This is a genomic window from Pseudoalteromonas sp. MSK9-3 (assembly GCF_003590335.1).
In the GTDB taxonomy this organism is placed as follows: domain Bacteria; phylum Pseudomonadota; class Gammaproteobacteria; order Enterobacterales; family Alteromonadaceae; genus Pseudoalteromonas.
The window spans coordinates 81,157-98,488 of sequence record NZ_MIET01000032.1 but is presented as its reverse complement, the minus strand read 5'-3'; the positions used below and the strand labels follow the sequence as shown (position 1 = coordinate 98,488).

Genomic DNA, 17,332 nt, shown 5'->3' with positions numbered 1-17,332 from the left:
ATGAAGCAGTATTTATTAAGCGCACTTGCGCTTGGGGTCTCGCTTGCCAGCACGGTACAGGCTGAAACAGTTAATAAACCTACTCAATGGCAAGTTGATACACCGCCGGGTGAGTTTATAGACGCTAAAATATCGGTAGAACAGGGCACATGGATGAACGTTGATGTCAGCCCTGATGGTACATCACTGGTTTTTGATTTACTGGGTGATATATACATTATGCCTATCTCGGGTGGTCAAGCAACGCAGTTAACCAGTGACATTGGCTGGCAAATGCAGCCTCGCTTTAGTCCTGATGGACGTTCTATTGCTTTCACCTCCGATCAAGGTGGTGGCGATAATATTTGGGTTATGAATATTGATGGCTCAGAGCAAACGGCAGTCACAAATGAAACCTTCCGTTTGTTAAATAGCCCGACTTGGAGCCCTGACGGTGACTTTATTGCTGCGCGTAAGCATTTCACCGGCACGCGCTCTTTGGGGGCGGGTGAAGTGTGGCTTTACCACAAAGCGGGTGGCAGTGGCGTGCCTTTAACGTCTCGTGATAACGATCAAAAAGATTTAGGTGAACCAGCATTTTCGCCAGATGGTCGATATGTTTACTTTTCACAAGATGCAACACCTGGCAAAACCTTTCATTACTCAAAAGACTCTGTTGCTGGCATATACAAAATCAAACAACTAGACAGAGAAACGGGTGAGATTAAGGTAATTTTATCTGGTATGGGAGGCGCTATTCGCCCAACGCCGTCTCCTGATGGCAAGCATTTAGCCTATGTAAAGCGTGACGACTTTCAATCAAGTTTGTATATATACGACTTAGCGTCAGGTAAAGAAACCAAGGTATATGGCAACTTAGAGCGCGATATGCAGGAAACATGGGCCATTCATGGTGTTTATCCGACGATTGCATGGACGCCAGACAATGAAGAACTTGTTTTTTGGGCCGGGGGTAAGCTGCATAAAGTAGATGTAGAGAGTAAAAAGCATCACGAAATTGCTTTTCAAGTAACCACAACAAAGAAAATCCAAAAAGCACTGCGTTTTGCACAAAATATTGACCAAGAAACCTTTGATATAAAAATGCTGCGTAATGTTCAGGTGTCGCCCAATGGTGAGACTGCCATTTTTGAAGCGCTAGGTCATATTTATAAACGAGACCTTTCGTCTGGTAAAGTGAAGCGATTGACGCGTCAGAGCGAACACTTTGAATTGTTCCCACAGTTTTCTAGAGACGGTAAAAAAATAGTGTACGTCACGTGGGATGACAAAAAGCAAGGTAGCGTGCGAGTTGTATCAACGAGAAGTGGTAAAGGCAAAGCGATCACCTCGCAAGTGGGTAAGTATGTTGAGCCGACATTTAGCCCTGATGGTAAAACGGTGGTTTACCGAAAGGTGTTAGGTAGTAGCTTATTAGCTCGTGAGTGGTCTTTAAAAGCGGGTGTTTACAAAATATCGGCCAAAGGCGGTGATGCTGAATTGATCACAGAGCAAGGCTTCCAACCGCAGTTTGGAGATGATAACAACCGTATCTTCTTGATGAATGAAGCACCAAAGCCACAATTATTGGCCGTTGATCTTGAGAGTAAAAAAAGTAAAGTGCTTTATAACTCAAATCACGCGACTGAATTCAGAGTCTCGCCGAATGGAAAATACTTGGCATTTGCTGAACGATTTAAAGTATTTGTCACACCCTTTGTAGAAAGCGGTAAACCGATTGCCATTTCGCCTTCGGACAAAAAATTCCCGATTGAGCAGTTATCACAACGTGCTGGAGAGAATATTAGCTGGAGTGCAGCAAGTGATACTCTGTACTGGAGTTTAGGGCCTGAGCTTTATCATGCGAGCTTAGATGGCATGTTTGATATTAATAAAGTCGAAGGCGCAGACTTTAAAGCCAAAAGTGGTGAGTCGATTGGTTTTAAACATGATATGGCAGAACCTAAAGGGTTAACTGCGCTAGTCGGTGCAACGATTATTACCATGCAAGGTGATAAAGTGATTAACGGTGGCGTGGTATTGACCGATGGTAAGCATATCAAAGCCGTGGGTAGCAGCGATGAAGTAAGTATTCCAAAGGGGGCTGAAATCATCGATGTTACAGGACAAACCATTATGCCTGGCCTTGTTGATGCTCATGCGCATACATCACAGGGCAGTAACGAAATTATTCCGCAGCAAAACTGGAAGAACCTAGCTGGTTTAGCGCTCGGGGTAACCACCATTCATGATCCGTCAAATGACACCACCGAAGTGTTTGCGGCCAGTGAGTTGCAAAAAGCGGGTAAAATCGTTGCACCGAGGATCTTCTCTACAGGGACCATCTTATACGGAGCAAATGTTGCAGGCTATACATCACATATAGACTCTTACGAAGATGCGAAATTTCATTTAGAACGCTTACAGAAAGTCGGCGCTTTTTCGGTTAAATCATACAATCAACCTCGCCGAGAACAACGTCAACAAGTGGTCGAAGCGGGCAGAGAGCTAGGTATGATGGTGGTGCCTGAAGGTGGCTCATTGTTACAGCATAATCTAACCATGGTTGTTGACGGTCATACGGGGGTTGAGCACTCAATTCCCGTGGCGAACATTTATGATGATATTGAACAGCTTTGGTCACAAAGTGATGTGGGTTATACCCCGACGCTGGGTGTTGCTTATGGAGGTATTTGGGGGGAAAACTATTGGTATGATAAAACCGATGTATGGAATCATCCACGCCTGAGTAAATTTGTGCCAAAGAACCAATTATTGCCGCGTTCTATGCGTCGTATAAAATCACCAGATCATCACTATAATCACTTTAATAATGCCCGCGTTGCCAAAGAGCTACAAGATTTAGGTGTGCTAGTGAACTTAGGAGCACATGGTCAACGTGAAGGACTTGCTGCACATTGGGAGATTTGGATGTTCGCCCAAGGGGGAATGTCACCGCTTCAAGCAATTCGTGCCGCAACTCTGGATCCGGCTAAGTATGTTGGTTTAGATCAGCATATAGGGTCGATTGAAGTGGGTAAGCTTGCCGATTTAGTGGTGGTTGATGGCGATCCATTAAAGAACATTCGTGATACTGATAAAGTCTCTTATACTATGATCAATGGGCGGTTGTTTAATGCCGCGACTATGCAAGAGGTGGGTAAAAAACCTCGCGCTAAATTGTATTTTGAAGAGTAATTAGTACGTTAAAAGCACGCCCCACTATTTAGTGGGGCTTTTCATTACAGACAATGTGTAACTGAGCACCTTATACATTAAGCAGGCGTTGCGTTACTTTTGATTGTGGCTTTGCAAAAATAGCCGCGGTATTACCGTATTCTACAATTTTTCCTCTACTGAGCACCAACAGCTGATCGCTCATATGTTTCACTAAACTTAAGTGATGTGTGATGAGAATAAAGCTCAGTCCTGAGTCTTTTTGTAGCTTCAATAATAAGTTAACGGTTTGCGCTCTGACTGATGGGTCTAAAGACGAGAGTGCTTCGTCGAGTACAACGACTTTAGGGTCTAAAATGAGTGCTCTGGCTAATGCAACCCGTTGTAGTTGGCCCCCACTAAACATATGTGGGTAGTATTGATAATGCTCACCAAGTAACCCAACGCGGCTTAAAGTGAGTTTGATTTTTTTGTCACGCTGCGAGGACGTTAAATCTGTATTGTATTTCAAGCAGTCATCCAGCATGTCACCGATGGTTAAACCTGGGTTTAACGAGCGGGTAGGATCTTGAAAAATCATACGAATATGACGACACTGATTTTTTCTTACCCCATTGTCTTCAATGGTTTTTCCGTCTAATAGAATTTGTCCACAATCAGCAGCATCGGCACCAGCGAGTAATTTTGCAAGGGTACTTTTACCTGACCCCGTCTCCCCAATAACGGCCAATGTTTCACCTGGGCCCACAGCGAATGAGATATCTCTTAGCACAGCAATATGCTTACGTTTAAAAATGCCCGCTCTACTTTGAAAAGACTTGCTTAAAGCTTGAACTTTTAAGACGGGTTGCATTTGGACTTTTCCTTTATTAGAGGGAAATGACATGCATAAGCATGGCCGTGACTTTTACTTTGATTAGGTGTAACGACACATTGTTTTTGTGCTTGCGGGCAGCGTGGTCCTAACCGACAGCCTATTGGTAAATGCTGCAAAGGCGGAATGGTGCCCTTTAGTGCATAAAAAGGTTCTTTGTGCGCAAGGCCTTGTGCGTAATCAGGTAAACTTTTTACTAAAGCTTGTGTGTAAGGGTGTAGAGGTTCATAAAAAACCTTTTGCGTTGGACCTGCTTCAACCATTTGCCCACAGTATAAAACGTGCATAGCATGAGACCAGTGTGTGATCTCTTCTAGTTCATGGGAGATCATTAGCACAGACATGTTCTTAAGTTGGTTTAAGCTTTTCAGTAAACGAAAAATTTGTGCGCGCGTGGTGCTTTCTAATGCTGTCGTCGGCTCATCGGCGATTAAAAGTTTAGGGTTTCTGGCAATGGCCATGGCAATCATGACCTTTTGGCATACCCCTTCAGAAAGTTCATGAGGGTAGCTGCTAGCAACCCGAATATGTTCTCGGATCCCCACTTTATGCAGGAGTGCTTTGACCTTTTCTTTACGCTCTGTATTACGACGGAAAAACCCTTTTTTAAAGGTATCATCGGGTAATGACTCAGCCACTTGTTCAAATATTTTAGCGGTAGGGTCTAGGCTACGACTGGGTTCTTGATAGATCATAGCCATATCTCTGCTGACTATCTTTCTGCGTTTTTCAGGGCTTAAGCGCATTAGATCAACACCTTGCCAATGCATACGATCTGCAGTCACGGTCCAGCGAGAATTTAAAACGCCTACGATGGCTTTGGCAATTAGGCTTTTCCCCGAGCCCGACTCGCCAACCAATGCATGTACTTCACCTTCTTTCAGGCTGAGGTTAACTTTATCAACCGCTCTTATCACACCGTCTTCAGTGCGCAGCTCTATGGTTAAGTTACGGATGTCGAGTAATTGCATTAATCAGCCTTACGCTCTTTGAGTACTTGTCTTAAGCCATCTCCAACGAGGTTGGTAGAAAGTACCGCAATAAACAGCAGTACTCCTGGTAAGCCAACCGTCCAGGGAGCTAAATAAATTAGCCCTAAGTTTTCGGCTAAAATAGCGCCCCATTCTGTTGTAGGCGGCTGGGCTCCAAGTTTCAAAAAGCCCAGTGCAGCAATGTCTAGAATGGCTGTGGACAGTGCCATAGTAAAAATAACCACGATATGCTCGTATATATTGGGCAAAACACCTCGGGTTAATAATTGCCATTGAGACGCGCCATCAAGACGAAAGGCACTGATATAGTCTTTATTTAGTTCATCAACAACCAAATTGCGAATTGAGTGGACGTATTGGGGTAATAACGCAAAGATAATTGCCCATACGGTATTGAGCAAGCCAGGCCCGAGTATAGCGATAATAATAATGGCTAATAATAACGATGGGATCGAGAGCGTAATATCCAATAAATGATTTAATGCACTCGAACGAAAGCCATGGCTTACCCCCGCTAAAGTCCCTAAAAACACCCCCACTAGGGTGGTGATCAAGGCGGCGATGATTGAGAGCCCAAAGGTAAATGTAGCCCCGTTCATGAGTCGAGATAAGACATCGCGGCCTAAATCATCAGTGCCTAAAATAAACCTGACATCCCCTAAATCATGCCAGGAAGGAGGCAGCAGTAATGCATCGCTATGCTGTTGATTAATGCCATATGGCGCGATAAATGGTGCTGTCATAGCGAGTAGTGTTAACGCAATAAACACCCACAGAGCGACTAACGCCGGGTGGTTACTTTTAAACTTTCGCCATAACCGCGAAAGGGGAGAGCGGTTAGACTCTTCGCTGAATAAACTAAACTTTGCCATAGGCTTGATTCCGTGACAAAGGGTCAAAAAGAGAGTGGCTAAATTCAGCCAGCATATTTGCTAATATAACAAACATAGAAACAGCCAGTAGTCCGCCCTGTATTGCGGGGTAGTCACGTTGATAAATACTGTCGATGAGCCACCGCCCTATACCAGGCCAAGAGAATATGACTTCTGTCACCATCGCCAGTGTGATCAGGGTACTAAATTGTAAACCAATCTGCTTTATGACGGGGAGTAAGGCATTACGTAGTGCGTGATGTAAAATCAGCTGACGGCGATTTAAGCCTTTTGCGCGGGCTGTTTTAATATAGTTTTGTTCTAGGACATGCAGCATTGAGTCTCGGGTGAAGCGCACAAGCACAGTGGTGGGGTACATAGCCAAGACCACTGTGGGTAACGCCAAATGTCGTAGAGCGTCAAAAAATGCGAGGCCGTGATACGGGAAACCTTGGATAGCAATATCGATTAGAATAAAGTTGCTGATTGGTTCTATTTCGTATAATAGGCCGATACGTCCTGACATGGGGAATAGCCCAAAAGACAGGCAGAACACCATTATAAGCAGTAACGCAAGCCAAAAAATAGGTATAGAAAACCCCATTAAAGTCAGAGAGTTGATAACTCTGTCAGGCCAGCGACGATGATATGCGGATGCCACAATCCCGGCGGGGATCCCAAGTAAAACGGCAACCCCTAACGCATAAACACAGAGCTCTAACGTTGCAGGAAAGAGCCGACTAACATGTTCAAAGACGCTTTGTCCAGAGGAAAGTGACACCCCCCAATCTCCACTGGCGATACGCACTAAAAAAGCACCATATTGCATAAGTAGGTTTTCGTTTATATGGTACTTCTGGGCCAAGATTTGGGTTTGGCTGTAATTGGAGTTAACTTGGCCACTGAAGTTCGTCAGCAAGTCGCCAGGAAAGAGGTAATTAAGAGAGAAGGTGAACACCGTTAAAGTGAATACCATAAAAACCAGTAAACTAATGCGGCGTAGTAAGTATTCAAATAACATTAGTTGCGCCTCACTTGGCCAAGAGAGATACCACCAAATGGGCGTAAGGTAACGCCTGTCACGTCATTACTGGTTGCTTGAAATCGCACCCCATGAGCGATGGGGATCAGCGGTAGCTGATCGATAAGCATTTGCTGTGCTTGATAATAGTAAGTTTTACGCAGTGCAATATCGGTGGTGTCTAAAGCTTGAGTGAGTAATAAATCAAATTCAGGGTGACACCAATTAGCCGGATTTTTACCACTAAATGTCGCGGTACAGCTTAATAATGGACTAAAAAAGTTATCAGGATCTGGTGTATCAGCAGCCCAGCCGAGTAAAACACTATCATGTTCATGCTTTCCGATCCGTTCAACAAACGTGTTCCATTCATATTCAATAATTTGTGCAGAGATCCCTATGGCTTTTAAATCACTTTGGATCAGCTCAGCCATTTTTCGTGCATTGGGGTTATATATACGCGATACCGGCATGGCCCATAGCGTCATATTAAACCCATTCTCATAACCTGCTTCCTTTAAAAACTGTTTCGCTAATTCGGGGTTATAGCGAGGTATATTGTCTTGTGCTTGAAAGGCCCAAGATGAAGGGGGAAGGTGCGAACGCGCTAAAATGCCATTCCCGTAATATACCGCTTGCATTATTTTATCGAAATCAACGGAGTGCGCAAGGGCTTTGCGAACCAAAAGGCTATCAAATGGAGGACGTTCGGTATTAAATGCCCAATAGCCAATGTTTAGGTTTGCCGCTTTGTCGACGCGAATATCTTCACGGTCTTTGAGTACGCTCAGTTGTGTTGCACTGGGATGTGCTGTGATGTCACATTCTTTAGTCAGCATCTTAGCAATACGACTGGTGCCGTTGGTGGTGATATCGAAAACCAGTTGCTGCATCGGGACTGGATATTTCCAGTACTGCTCATTGCGGTGGTAACGAATGAGGTTATCGCGTAAAAAATTTTTATATTTGTACGGACCTGTGCCAATCGGAAGGTTATCAAAAGCAGGTTTATTCTTTTGCGCGATAAGCTGCTGGGCATATTCTTGTGAGAGGATAACCGCAAAATCGGTCGCAATATTCGATAGAAAGCTACTTTCAGCGTTGAAAAGCTCAAACCTTACCGTATATTCATCAACTTTAACTACTTTGCGAATGAGCTGGTCAATACCCACGCTTTGAAAGTAGGGGTATTCAGCATCGCCGACAAAATGATATGGGTTATACACGTCGAATAAGCGGCTAAATGAAAAAACCACGTCATCAGCATTGAGTGTGCGGCTTGGGCGAAAGTAGTCAGTGCTGTGAAACGCGACACCTTGTCGCAATGTGAACGTAATGGATTTACCCTCGTCGCTCACTGCCCAGCTAGTAGCCAGTTCTGGTTTAAATTCTGCGGTTTCAGGGTCAATACTTATTAACGTATCGTATAACTGGCTGGCAATAAGGTCTATGGTGGATCCGGTCGTTGTGACTTGAGGGTTAAAAGATACCGGGTTCGCTTCAGCGCAGTACACTAAGCCCTGAGATTTTTCGTTCGCTTGCTGTTGGCTTGCATCAACACAGCCAAGTAAATAGGTACATAAAGCACCTAGTACTAGATTCCGCACGCCTTACGCCTCTTGTTTTTGACCTGACTCTAACAGGTTGTATTTTTTCAAATAACCACGAAGTTGATGATACGTCAATCCGAGCATTTGTGCAGTTTTCTTTTGATTAAATTGACTCTGCTCGAGCGCTTTTTTGAGTAACTCAATTTCAAAGTCATTAGAGAGCTCTTTCAAGTCACAAGGAAACGCAATGTTGGGCTGCGCTGGTGAGAGTGAGGCATGGTTGCTAGAAGCTTCCGTCACAGGGGCATGGCTAGATGGTTGGGCTACTTCAGGCTGTATTGCTGCACGGGCTTTTACCCGTTGTGTCGGTCTAAATGGGCTCTCAAATGGGTTGAGAATGATTTCGTGCACGGGTAAGTGCTCGTTGCCATGACGATATAAGCTTCTTTCTACGGTATTTTTGAGTTCACGAATATTACCAGGCCAATCGTAACTCAATAGTACCTCAGTGGCTTTTCGCGTAAAACCACTGAACAGTGACCAACTTAAATCTCGTGCCATGTTGATTGCAAATTGTTCCGCTAATAACATGATGTCTTCTTGGCGAGCTCGTAATGGGGGCAATGTGATCACATCAAATGCCAGTCGGTCTAATAAATCGTGTCTAAACTCACCGCTGTCAGCCAAAGATGGCAAATCTTCATTGGTTGCGCAGACTAAACGTGTATCGACTTTTACCGTACTTTTACCGCCGACCCGTTCAAATTCGCCATATTCAATCACACGTAATAGCTTTTCTTGCACCATGGCAGAGGTATTGGCCAGTTCATCAAGAAATAGTGTGCCGCCATTAGCCCGTTCAAATCGACCTTCATGGCGTTTACTGGCGCCAGTAAATGCACCACTTTCATGACCAAATAGCTCACTCTCTAACAAGTTTTCATTTAGGGCGGCGCAATTGAGTTTTACGTAGTTTTGTTCCCATCGCTCAGAAAGAAAGTGTAATCGTGCAGCGATAAGCTCTTTACCCGTACCACGCTCACCAATAATCAATACTGGTTTCTCTAAAGGCGCGAGTTGCGACACCTTATCAAGCACGGTTAAAAAGCTGTCAGATTGACCGAGTAAATTGTCCTGTTGGCGGAATTGGCTCATATTGGCTAACTCTTAGTTATTTTTGCTAACACTTAGTGTATTTGATAATTAATGCAAACGAAAGTAATTTCTGATATGGTTTAATATATTGATATTTATAGGCTTTTATCTTTTAGAAAAGTTGGCAAGTTTATTGATACTATTAATACAAGCAACTTAAACTTAGAAACCAAAGAGGTAAAGATTATGGGAATTTTCTCACGTTTTGCAGATATCGTTAACTCTAATATCAATGCTATTTTAGATAAAGCTGAAGACCCAGAAAAAATGGTTCGTCTTATCATCCAAGAAATGGAAGATACGCTTGTTGAAGTACGTTCAACTTCAGCAAAAACGTTAGCAGAGAAAAAAGAATTAACACGTCGTGTTGAGCAATTAAATGAAGAAGTTGCGCAGTGGCAAAGTAAAGCCGAGCTAGCTTTAACCAAAGAGCGCGAAGATTTAGCACGTTCAGCGTTACTTGAAAAGCAAAAGTCAGCGGATGCAGCTGCCAGTGTGCAAAGTGAATTGACGCATGTAGAGTCGCATATCGAGAAATTGCAACAAGAAGTTGCGACACTACAAGAGAAGCTGGCTGATGCCAAAGCGCGTCAAAAAGCCATTGTGCTGCGTCAGCGTTCTGCTGAGTCTCGTTTAGAGGTGAAAAAGGCATTAGACAGTTCAAAAGTAGAAGATGCTTTAAATCGTTTTGAGCGTTATGAATCTAAGATTGACGGACTAGAGTCGCAAGTTGAGTCATATGACTTAGGGAAAAAGACCTTAGCAGATGAAATTGCGGATTTACAAAAGAACGAAAAAGTAGATGATGAGCTTGCAGAGCTTAAGAAAAAGCTTTCGGGCAAATAAATATAATAATTGCACCCGCTGACCAAGCAGTGGGTGTTAGGTAACAGAACAATCAAGTCGCAGGAGTATAGGGTTATGGATCTTGAAGTATTAGTAGCACCGATCATTATTTTTATGTTGGTAGTGGCGCCATTATGGCTTGTACTTCACTATCGCAGTAAGAAGCAGGTAAGCCAGGGCCTAAGCGAGCATGAACATCGTCAGCTTATGGAATTGGCAAGTAAGGCTGAAAGTATGGCTGACCGTGTTGACACACTAGAGGCAATACTTGATCAAGAGGCACCAGAGTGGAGACGTAAAGTATGAGTAATATAAAAAGAGAACTTTACAGGGATCCAAAAAGAGGGAAGCTTGCAGGTGTATGTGCTGGGTTGAGTGATTACTTCAATATGGAATTGTGGTTGGTCAGGATCCTGTTCATTACGGCAGTGTTGCTATCTGGTGGGCCCTTATTCGTTGTTGTTTATATCGCATGTTGGTTTATTTTAGACAAGAAAAGCGATTATGAAACCAAGCAGTCAGTCAATCACGATGCAGATCCTATTTCAGTAAAGTTTAAAGTTTGGCAAAAAGGTGAGCCGCCCAGACAAGCTTTGTTTGATTTAAAAGAGCGTTTAAATCGTTTAGATGGCAGAGTACAAAGTATGGAAACGTACGTAACATCAAGCGAATTTACAATCAGTAGGGAAATTAATAAATTATAATTTTTTGAACGTTATGTGGCGTATTCTGCGCCACCGCTATAAATATCCATGTAAATATGTTGCTCGGGAGGTGTGCCCCTTATATGAATACTAAACGTTTTAGCAAAGACACGTTCGATAAATTTAAAAATACAGCACAAAAGACCTTACATAGAAGTCTTGACCAACATATAAAGCTTGCCGTCACTGGGTTTAGTGGTAGCGGAAAGACGGCTTTTATCACTGCACTTATCAAGCATTTAACATCTCAAACTAATAAAACAAATCTGCCATTTTTTGACGTAATAAGAGAGCAGCGCTTAATAGCAGTAAAGCAAATACCACAACGTGCTTTGGACATTCCTACTTTTGATTATGCCAGTGCAGTGGGTTGCTTGTTAAATGAAACACCAACATGGCCGTCATCAACACAGCGTATAAATACGTTAACCCTTGCACTTAAATTTGAATCACGGCATGTACTAAAACAGCATTTATCACCGGTGAGTACCGTCTATTTAGAACTGATTGATTATCCTGGTGAATGGTTAGTTGATTTACCCATGTTAAATCAAGACTATCAGGCATGGAGTCAAGCTGTTCTTAATGTATTAAAGCAACCGCAGTATCGGGATTATGCGAAAGAGTTTTTAGACATGTTAGCAAGCTTTGATGGTGATGCACCGGTTGACGAGTCTATTTTAAAGCAGCTATCTCAGCACTATCAGCAATTACTCGTAACTTTAAAAGCACAGACAAACATAGCTCAGTTACAGCCCGGAAGAATGCTTATTCCTGGAGATTTAGCAGGGGCTCCAGTGCTCTTGTTTTTCCCTTTTTTTAGTGCTGGCGAACATTCGAATGATAGTCAATATAGTCATTTACAGAGCCGTTTTAATGCCTATAAACAGCAAGTGGTAACGCCATTTTATAAGCAACATTTTTGTCAGTTTGATAGGCAGATAGTGTTGGTTGATGTATTAAGTGCTTTATCAGATGGGCCCGACACATTAAAAGAGCAAGAAGATGCACTGCGCAATATTGTGCAAGTATTTGATTATGGCCGCTCAGGGTTACTCAAGCGGCTGTTTTATCCGAAGATAGATAAGGTTTTATTTGCTGCAAATAAGTGTGACCACGTAAGCTATGAGCAGCAACCGTTATTGGCAAAGCTGCTCCATAGCATGTTACATGAGCAAAGTAATGATTTACGCTTTGCAGGGGTTGAGATAGACACTATGGCGATTTCAGCGGTACAAAGTACGCAACAAAAGCAAGTTGTTGAAGCTGGGAAATCACTCAATTGCATTCAAGGTAAACCCAATAACGAACAGCACACGATTACATTTTTACCCCCAGAGCCACCATCACATCGATTAAGTCGCGCTCAGTGGCCAGCACAGGGCTTCGACTTTTTATCTTTTGCACCATTACCTGCGCAAGAGGGTTGTTTGAGCCATGTTCGATTAGATCACGTCCTGCAATTTTTATTAGGAGATAAGCTACGATGAGCGACCCACAGAATTTGCGCGCAGGCAGGCGCATTAGCACTGATGAACTTCATCAAGCAGTGCCCCAGTCTATGGAGGCTGGAAAGCGCATCGAGCAGACACAGGAAAATTCAAGTTCTGATGGCGATCAAGGTGTATTCAATAATAGTGATGCATTAGAACAAGAACTTGAGCATACTTTTAAGCCAAACCGTACATTGCTAACGGTGAAAAAATTACTGCTGTTCAGCTTGGTTGTTTTAGTTGCCGCCGAAGCTATTTACGGTGTGATAGAAGCCATTACGCAATCGTGGCTGTTAGGTGGCTTATATATTTTGGTATTGTCACTGGGTTTGGTGGCACTGATACGCTTTTTGTTCAGTGAATACCGTGCACTTAAGTCGTTATCAACACGTGAGCATATGCAAAGTGACGCACAGCGTTTATTGAGTAGCACACAAATAGGCGAAGCTCAGCAATGGTTAGCGCCTTTACTTGAGCAGCATAACCCTGATGGTGTGCAAGAGTTTAAAGCGACCATTAAAGCACATCATACCGATAGGGAAGTACTAGAGCTTTATCAAAATACCCTATTGAATACGCAAGACCAGCAAGCTAAAGCGATCATTAATGCGCATGCAACAACCAGTGCCATGCTGGTGGCTTTAAGCCCTATGGCGCTGTTGGATATGTTAGCTGTACTATGGCGCGGCGTGCACCTTGTTGAGAAGCTGAGTCAGCACTATGGTATTCGCTTAGGATATCGCAGTCGTATTACGTTATATAAATTACTATTAAAGCAAATGGTATTTGCTGGAGCTGCGGAGTTGGTGTCTGATTTAGCGGCAACGAGCATGGGAGCCGAGTTACTTAGTAAACTTTCGGCTAGGGCTGCTCAAGGGCTGAGCGCCGGTGTATTTACTGCTCGGTTAGGTTATAAAGCGATGGAATTATGTCGTCCATTACCTAAATTAGCAAATAAGCCTAATTTATTGCAGGGGTCGATTGAGCAGATATTTAAAGCGTTATTGAGTCGCAGCAAATAAAGCGAGTGACAACAATTGTATACAAGCTGTTAAAGTTAATCCTATTAAGCTAGCCATCTTACCATCTGGGGTGCTTGTGAATTATTATTCGTTGATTTATTTATTAGGTAAATAAATTTAAGAATAACAATTTAACAGGCTATTTTATGAAGAAGTATGATGACAACACGCAATGTATCCACGGCCCAGCCCATTTTGATGACCCACATGGTGCATTAACGGCACCTCTGTATCAAACCTCCACATTTAAGTTTAAAGACGCGGCGCAGGGAGCTGCGCGTTTTGCCGGCGAAGAGCCTGGTTATATCTATACTCGATTAGGCAACCCGACAACGCGCGAACTGGAACAAAAAGTGGCGGCCCTTGAAGGAATGGACGATGCAGCTGCAACAGCAACAGGGATGGGGGCTGTATCTGCTTCTGTGTTAAGCTTCTTAGAACAGGGCGATCATCTCATTGCATCCAGTGCATTGTACGGTTGTAGCTTTGCGTTATTTTCTCATATGCTGCCTAAGTTTGGCATCGACGTCACGTTTGTTGATATGACCGATGAAGCTCAGCTCCAAGCTGCTGTTACGCCAAAGACCAAAATGGTTTTTGCTGAAACGCCAATTAACCCAAACATGACGGTACTTGATTTATCAATGATTGGGCGCTTTGCTAAGCAGCATAAATTGCTCAGTGTGATCGACAATACATTTTTGACACCGCTATTACAAAAGCCAAAACAGTTTGGCATCGATATTGTTGTGCACAGTGCGACCAAGTATCTAAATGGACATGGCGATGTTGTTGCGGGTTTAGTATGTGGTTGTGCAGAACATATTGAATTGATAAAGCTTACGGTATTAAAAGACATTGGTGCAACCATTAGCCCACATGATGCATGGCTTATTAATCGCGGATTAAAAACGCTGGCTGTGCGTATGGCGAGGCATTGTGAAAGTGCGCAAAAAGTAGCGGAGTTTTTAGAAAAACACCCAAAGGTCTCTCAGGTATTTTATCCAGGATTACCATCTCATCCTGGATATAAATACTTGGGTGAGCAAATGAAAGGGGCTGGAGGTGTCATAGCCTTTGAAATTGCAGGGACATTAGCGCAAGGTGAGGCGTTTATTAATGCCACCGAACTATGCACATTAGCCGTGAGTTTAGGTGATCCTGAAACGCTAATTCAGCATCCAGCATCGATGACACACTCACCGTATACGCCTGAAGAGCGTCAAGCCGCTGGGATCTCCGATAGCCTGATCCGCATCTCGGTAGGATTGGAGGCGGCGGAGGATATTATTGCTGATTTAGAATCTGCATTTAAAGCCTTTTAGTGTAAACTTAAGTGTGCATTTCGGCGGGGTGAATACCTTTGATTTAAGTGGTGTAATCTTTTGTTTACTTCGGTGTATTTTAATCTTTACGTTTTTTGGTTTTATGGCAAAGCCGTAATTAGGCTTTGCTATTAAACTTTCGCTTACTTTTACATAGTATCGTTGTCACAAGTTGAAACACGATTGAAGTTCATTCGTGGCAGGTAACAATGAAGGTTTCTATGGCTAAATCGAGCAAGTACACCTCTAAGCAACCCGATGAAAACGGGGTTATTGCGTGGAGCGATGAAGAAAATAAAATTTGGTCTGAGCTAGTGGCGCGCCAGCTGCAATGCATTGAAGGCAAAGCATGTGACGAGTACATGGAAGGGCTAAAAAAAATAAACCTACCGCATGACCGTATCCCACAGCTTGCTGAGCTAAACGAAGTACTCGCTCGTGAAACAGGTTGGCAAGTAGCCCCTGTACCCGCGTTGATTGATTTTGATGAGTTCTTTCGACTGCTAGCAAACAAGCAGTTCCCTGTGGCAACGTTTATTCGTTCGCGTGAAGAATTTGACTATCTACAAGAGCCTGATGTTTTTCATGAGATATTTGGTCATTGCGCCATGTTAACAAACCCTGCTTTTGCAGAGTTTACCCATAAATATGGTCAATTAGGCTATGCAGCCGAAAAGAAAGATCGTGGTTACCTAGCGCGTCTATATTGGTTTACGGTTGAATTTGGTTTGATGCAAACTGAAGACGGCCTGCGCATTTATGGTGGTGGGGTGTTATCAAGCCCGGGTGAAACACAATATGTGTATTCAGATAAACCTGAGATACAGCCGTTAAATGTGATTGATGTATTACGCACACCTTACCGAATTGATATTATGCAACCAATCTACTACACCATAAACTCTATCAATGATTTATTTGATATCTCACAAATGGATATTATGGCGTTGGTTGCCCAAGCAAAAGAATTAGGCTTATTTGAGCCAAAATTTCCACCGAAACAAAAACTAGCAAGTTAAGGATTTTAAATGTCTGATTTAAGTGCACAAAAATGTGAAGCGTGTCGTGCTGATGCGCCTAAAGTGTCAGATGAAGAGTTAGCAGTATTGATAAAGCAAATTCCGGACTGGGTACCTGAGGTACGCGATGGGATCATGCAATTAGAGCGCGTTTTTAAATTTAAAAACTTCAAGCTAGCATTAGAGTTTACCAATAAAGTGGGCGCAATGGCGGAAGATGAAGGCCATCACCCAGGTTTGTTGACTGAATGGGGCAAAGTAACGGTTACTTGGTGGAGTCACTCTATCAAAGGCCTGCACAAAAATGATTTTGTTTGTGCCGCAAAAACAGACAACGTGTTTGCTGCATTATAATTATTGAGCAGCTTACCGATTAGGTAAGTTTAAAAAGCGCCTTATGAAGGACTTCAGTAACTGAATAATTCATAAGGTGCTTTTTTATAAACGTATTTAAAATCTAAATTATCAATCGTCTATAGAACGTAACAAGGCATTGATCCCAACCTTTTCACGTGTTTGCTGATCTACTTTTTTCACAATAATGGCAGCGTAAAGGCTATGAGAGCCATCTTTACTTGGCAAAGAGCCTGGTACAACGACGGCACCGGCTGGTACTCGCCCGTAATGGACTTCGCCTGTTTCACGGTCGTAAATACGGGTGCTTTGAGAAATATAGACACCCATTGAAATGACTGCGCCTTCTTCAACAATTACACCTTCAACAATTTCAGAACGTGCACCAATGAAACAGTTATCTTCGATGATTGTCGGATTCGCTTGTAAAGGCTCTAAAACCCCACCGATGCCAACACCGCCTGATAGGTGAACATTCTTACCTATTTGCGCACATGAACCAACCGTTGCCCAGGTATCGACCATCGTGCCTTCATCAACATAGGCACCAATATTGACATATGACGGCATAAGGACCACATTTTTACCAACAAAGCTGCCTTGGCGTGCAACGGCGTTTGGTACAACACGCATGCCCCCTTGTTGAAACTGCTCAGGCGTATAATCGCTGAACTTTAACGGAACTTTATCGTAGAATTGATTGACGCCATCACTCATCGGCTGATTGTCACGAATTCTGAATGACAGTAAAACGGCTTTTTTTAGCCATTGATGAACAACCCACTCTCCACTTATTTTTTCTGCTACACGTGCAGCACCCGAATCTAATAAGGCAAGAGACTGGGTGATAGCGTTATATACTTCATCCGTTACTTGGTTAGGTGAGATCCCGTCTCTCTGCTCCCAAGCTTGTTCAATAATGCTTTTTAAATCAGACATAGTTTCCTCT

The 17,332-nt window shown here is 43.2% G+C and carries 16 protein-coding genes; 9 read left to right on the top strand and 7 right to left on the bottom strand.

All coding sequences use genetic code 11. The annotated features are described in order from the left end of the window. Positions 1-3,177 (top strand): amidohydrolase family protein, encoded by a 3,177-nt coding sequence (locus tag BGP78_RS14600; RefSeq protein WP_119862057.1) that lies wholly within the window; start codon positions 1-3, stop codon positions 3,175-3,177. Between the two features lie 70 nt (positions 3,178-3,247). On the opposite strand, the gene BGP78_RS14595 is transcribed toward BGP78_RS14600, so the two are convergent. From BGP78_RS14595 to pspF, 6 genes are read right to left on the bottom strand one after another with little or no spacing between them, the layout of a single operon-like run. Further along, on the bottom strand, positions 3,248-4,009 hold the full coding sequence (locus BGP78_RS14595) for an ATP-binding cassette domain-containing protein (RefSeq protein ID WP_119862056.1): 762 nt from the start codon (positions 4,007-4,009) through the stop codon (positions 3,248-3,250). Next, positions 3,994-5,001, bottom strand: a complete 1,008-nt coding sequence (locus BGP78_RS14590; protein WP_119862055.1) for an oligopeptide/dipeptide ABC transporter ATP-binding protein — start codon at positions 4,999-5,001, stop codon at positions 3,994-3,996. Before BGP78_RS14590 ends, BGP78_RS14595 begins: the two co-directional genes overlap by 16 nt. After that, entirely contained in the window at positions 5,001-5,894 is an 894-nt protein-coding gene (locus tag BGP78_RS14585) for an ABC transporter permease subunit (RefSeq protein ID WP_119862054.1), read from the bottom strand. Before BGP78_RS14585 ends, BGP78_RS14590 begins: the two co-directional genes overlap by 1 nt. After that, positions 5,881-6,915, bottom strand: coding sequence for an ABC transporter permease subunit (locus tag BGP78_RS14580; RefSeq protein WP_119862053.1), 1,035 nt, complete (start codon positions 6,913-6,915; stop codon positions 5,881-5,883). Before BGP78_RS14580 ends, BGP78_RS14585 begins: the two co-directional genes overlap by 14 nt. Next, positions 6,915-8,522, bottom strand: a complete 1,608-nt coding sequence (locus BGP78_RS14575; protein WP_119862052.1) for an ABC transporter substrate-binding protein — start codon at positions 8,520-8,522, stop codon at positions 6,915-6,917. The genes BGP78_RS14580 and BGP78_RS14575 overlap by 1 nt, the downstream gene beginning before the upstream one ends. 3 nt (positions 8,523-8,525) lie before the next feature. Continuing rightward, complete coding sequence (pspF, locus tag BGP78_RS14570) at positions 8,526-9,620, bottom strand: phage shock protein operon transcriptional activator (RefSeq protein WP_119862051.1); 1,095 nt, start codon at positions 9,618-9,620, stop codon at positions 8,526-8,528. A gap of 186 nt (positions 9,621-9,806) precedes the next feature. Between pspF and pspA the strand changes: the two genes are divergently transcribed. The 8 genes from pspA (at position 9,807) to BGP78_RS14530 (ending at position 16,383) form a co-directional block, all read left to right on the top strand. Further along, entirely contained in the window at positions 9,807-10,466 is a 660-nt protein-coding gene (gene pspA / locus BGP78_RS14565; RefSeq protein WP_119862050.1) for a phage shock protein PspA, read from the top strand. A gap of 75 nt (positions 10,467-10,541) precedes the next feature. After that, positions 10,542-10,772, top strand: a complete 231-nt coding sequence (gene pspB, locus BGP78_RS14560) for an envelope stress response membrane protein PspB (RefSeq protein ID WP_010361613.1) — start codon at positions 10,542-10,544, stop codon at positions 10,770-10,772. Beyond that, the gene (pspC, locus tag BGP78_RS14555) at positions 10,769-11,170 is read left to right on the top strand and encodes an envelope stress response membrane protein PspC (RefSeq protein WP_010361614.1); all 402 of its coding nucleotides are present in this window, start codon (positions 10,769-10,771) and stop codon (positions 11,168-11,170) included. Before pspB ends, pspC begins: the two co-directional genes overlap by 4 nt. A gap of 83 nt (positions 11,171-11,253) precedes the next feature. Continuing rightward, positions 11,254-12,660 (top strand): YcjX family protein, encoded by a 1,407-nt coding sequence (locus tag BGP78_RS14550; protein WP_119862049.1) that lies wholly within the window; start codon positions 11,254-11,256, stop codon positions 12,658-12,660. Further along, entirely contained in the window at positions 12,657-13,685 is a 1,029-nt protein-coding gene (locus BGP78_RS14545) for a TIGR01620 family protein (protein ID WP_119862048.1), read from the top strand. Before BGP78_RS14550 ends, BGP78_RS14545 begins: the two co-directional genes overlap by 4 nt. A gap of 146 nt (positions 13,686-13,831) precedes the next feature. Further along, entirely contained in the window at positions 13,832-15,010 is a 1,179-nt protein-coding gene (locus BGP78_RS14540) for a PLP-dependent aspartate aminotransferase family protein (RefSeq protein WP_119862047.1), read from the top strand. A gap of 221 nt (positions 15,011-15,231) precedes the next feature. Next, positions 15,232-16,029, top strand: coding sequence for a phenylalanine 4-monooxygenase (gene phhA, locus BGP78_RS14535; RefSeq protein WP_010361618.1), 798 nt, complete (start codon positions 15,232-15,234; stop codon positions 16,027-16,029). A gap of 9 nt (positions 16,030-16,038) precedes the next feature. Next, positions 16,039-16,383, top strand: coding sequence for a 4a-hydroxytetrahydrobiopterin dehydratase (locus tag BGP78_RS14530; RefSeq protein ID WP_119862046.1), 345 nt, complete (start codon positions 16,039-16,041; stop codon positions 16,381-16,383). A gap of 111 nt (positions 16,384-16,494) precedes the next feature. Here BGP78_RS14530 and dapD read toward each other — a convergent pair whose 3' ends face one another. Then, entirely contained in the window at positions 16,495-17,322 is an 828-nt protein-coding gene (dapD, locus tag BGP78_RS14525) for a 2,3,4,5-tetrahydropyridine-2,6-dicarboxylate N-succinyltransferase (protein WP_119862045.1), read from the bottom strand. Positions 17,323-17,332: the final 10 nt, after the last annotated feature.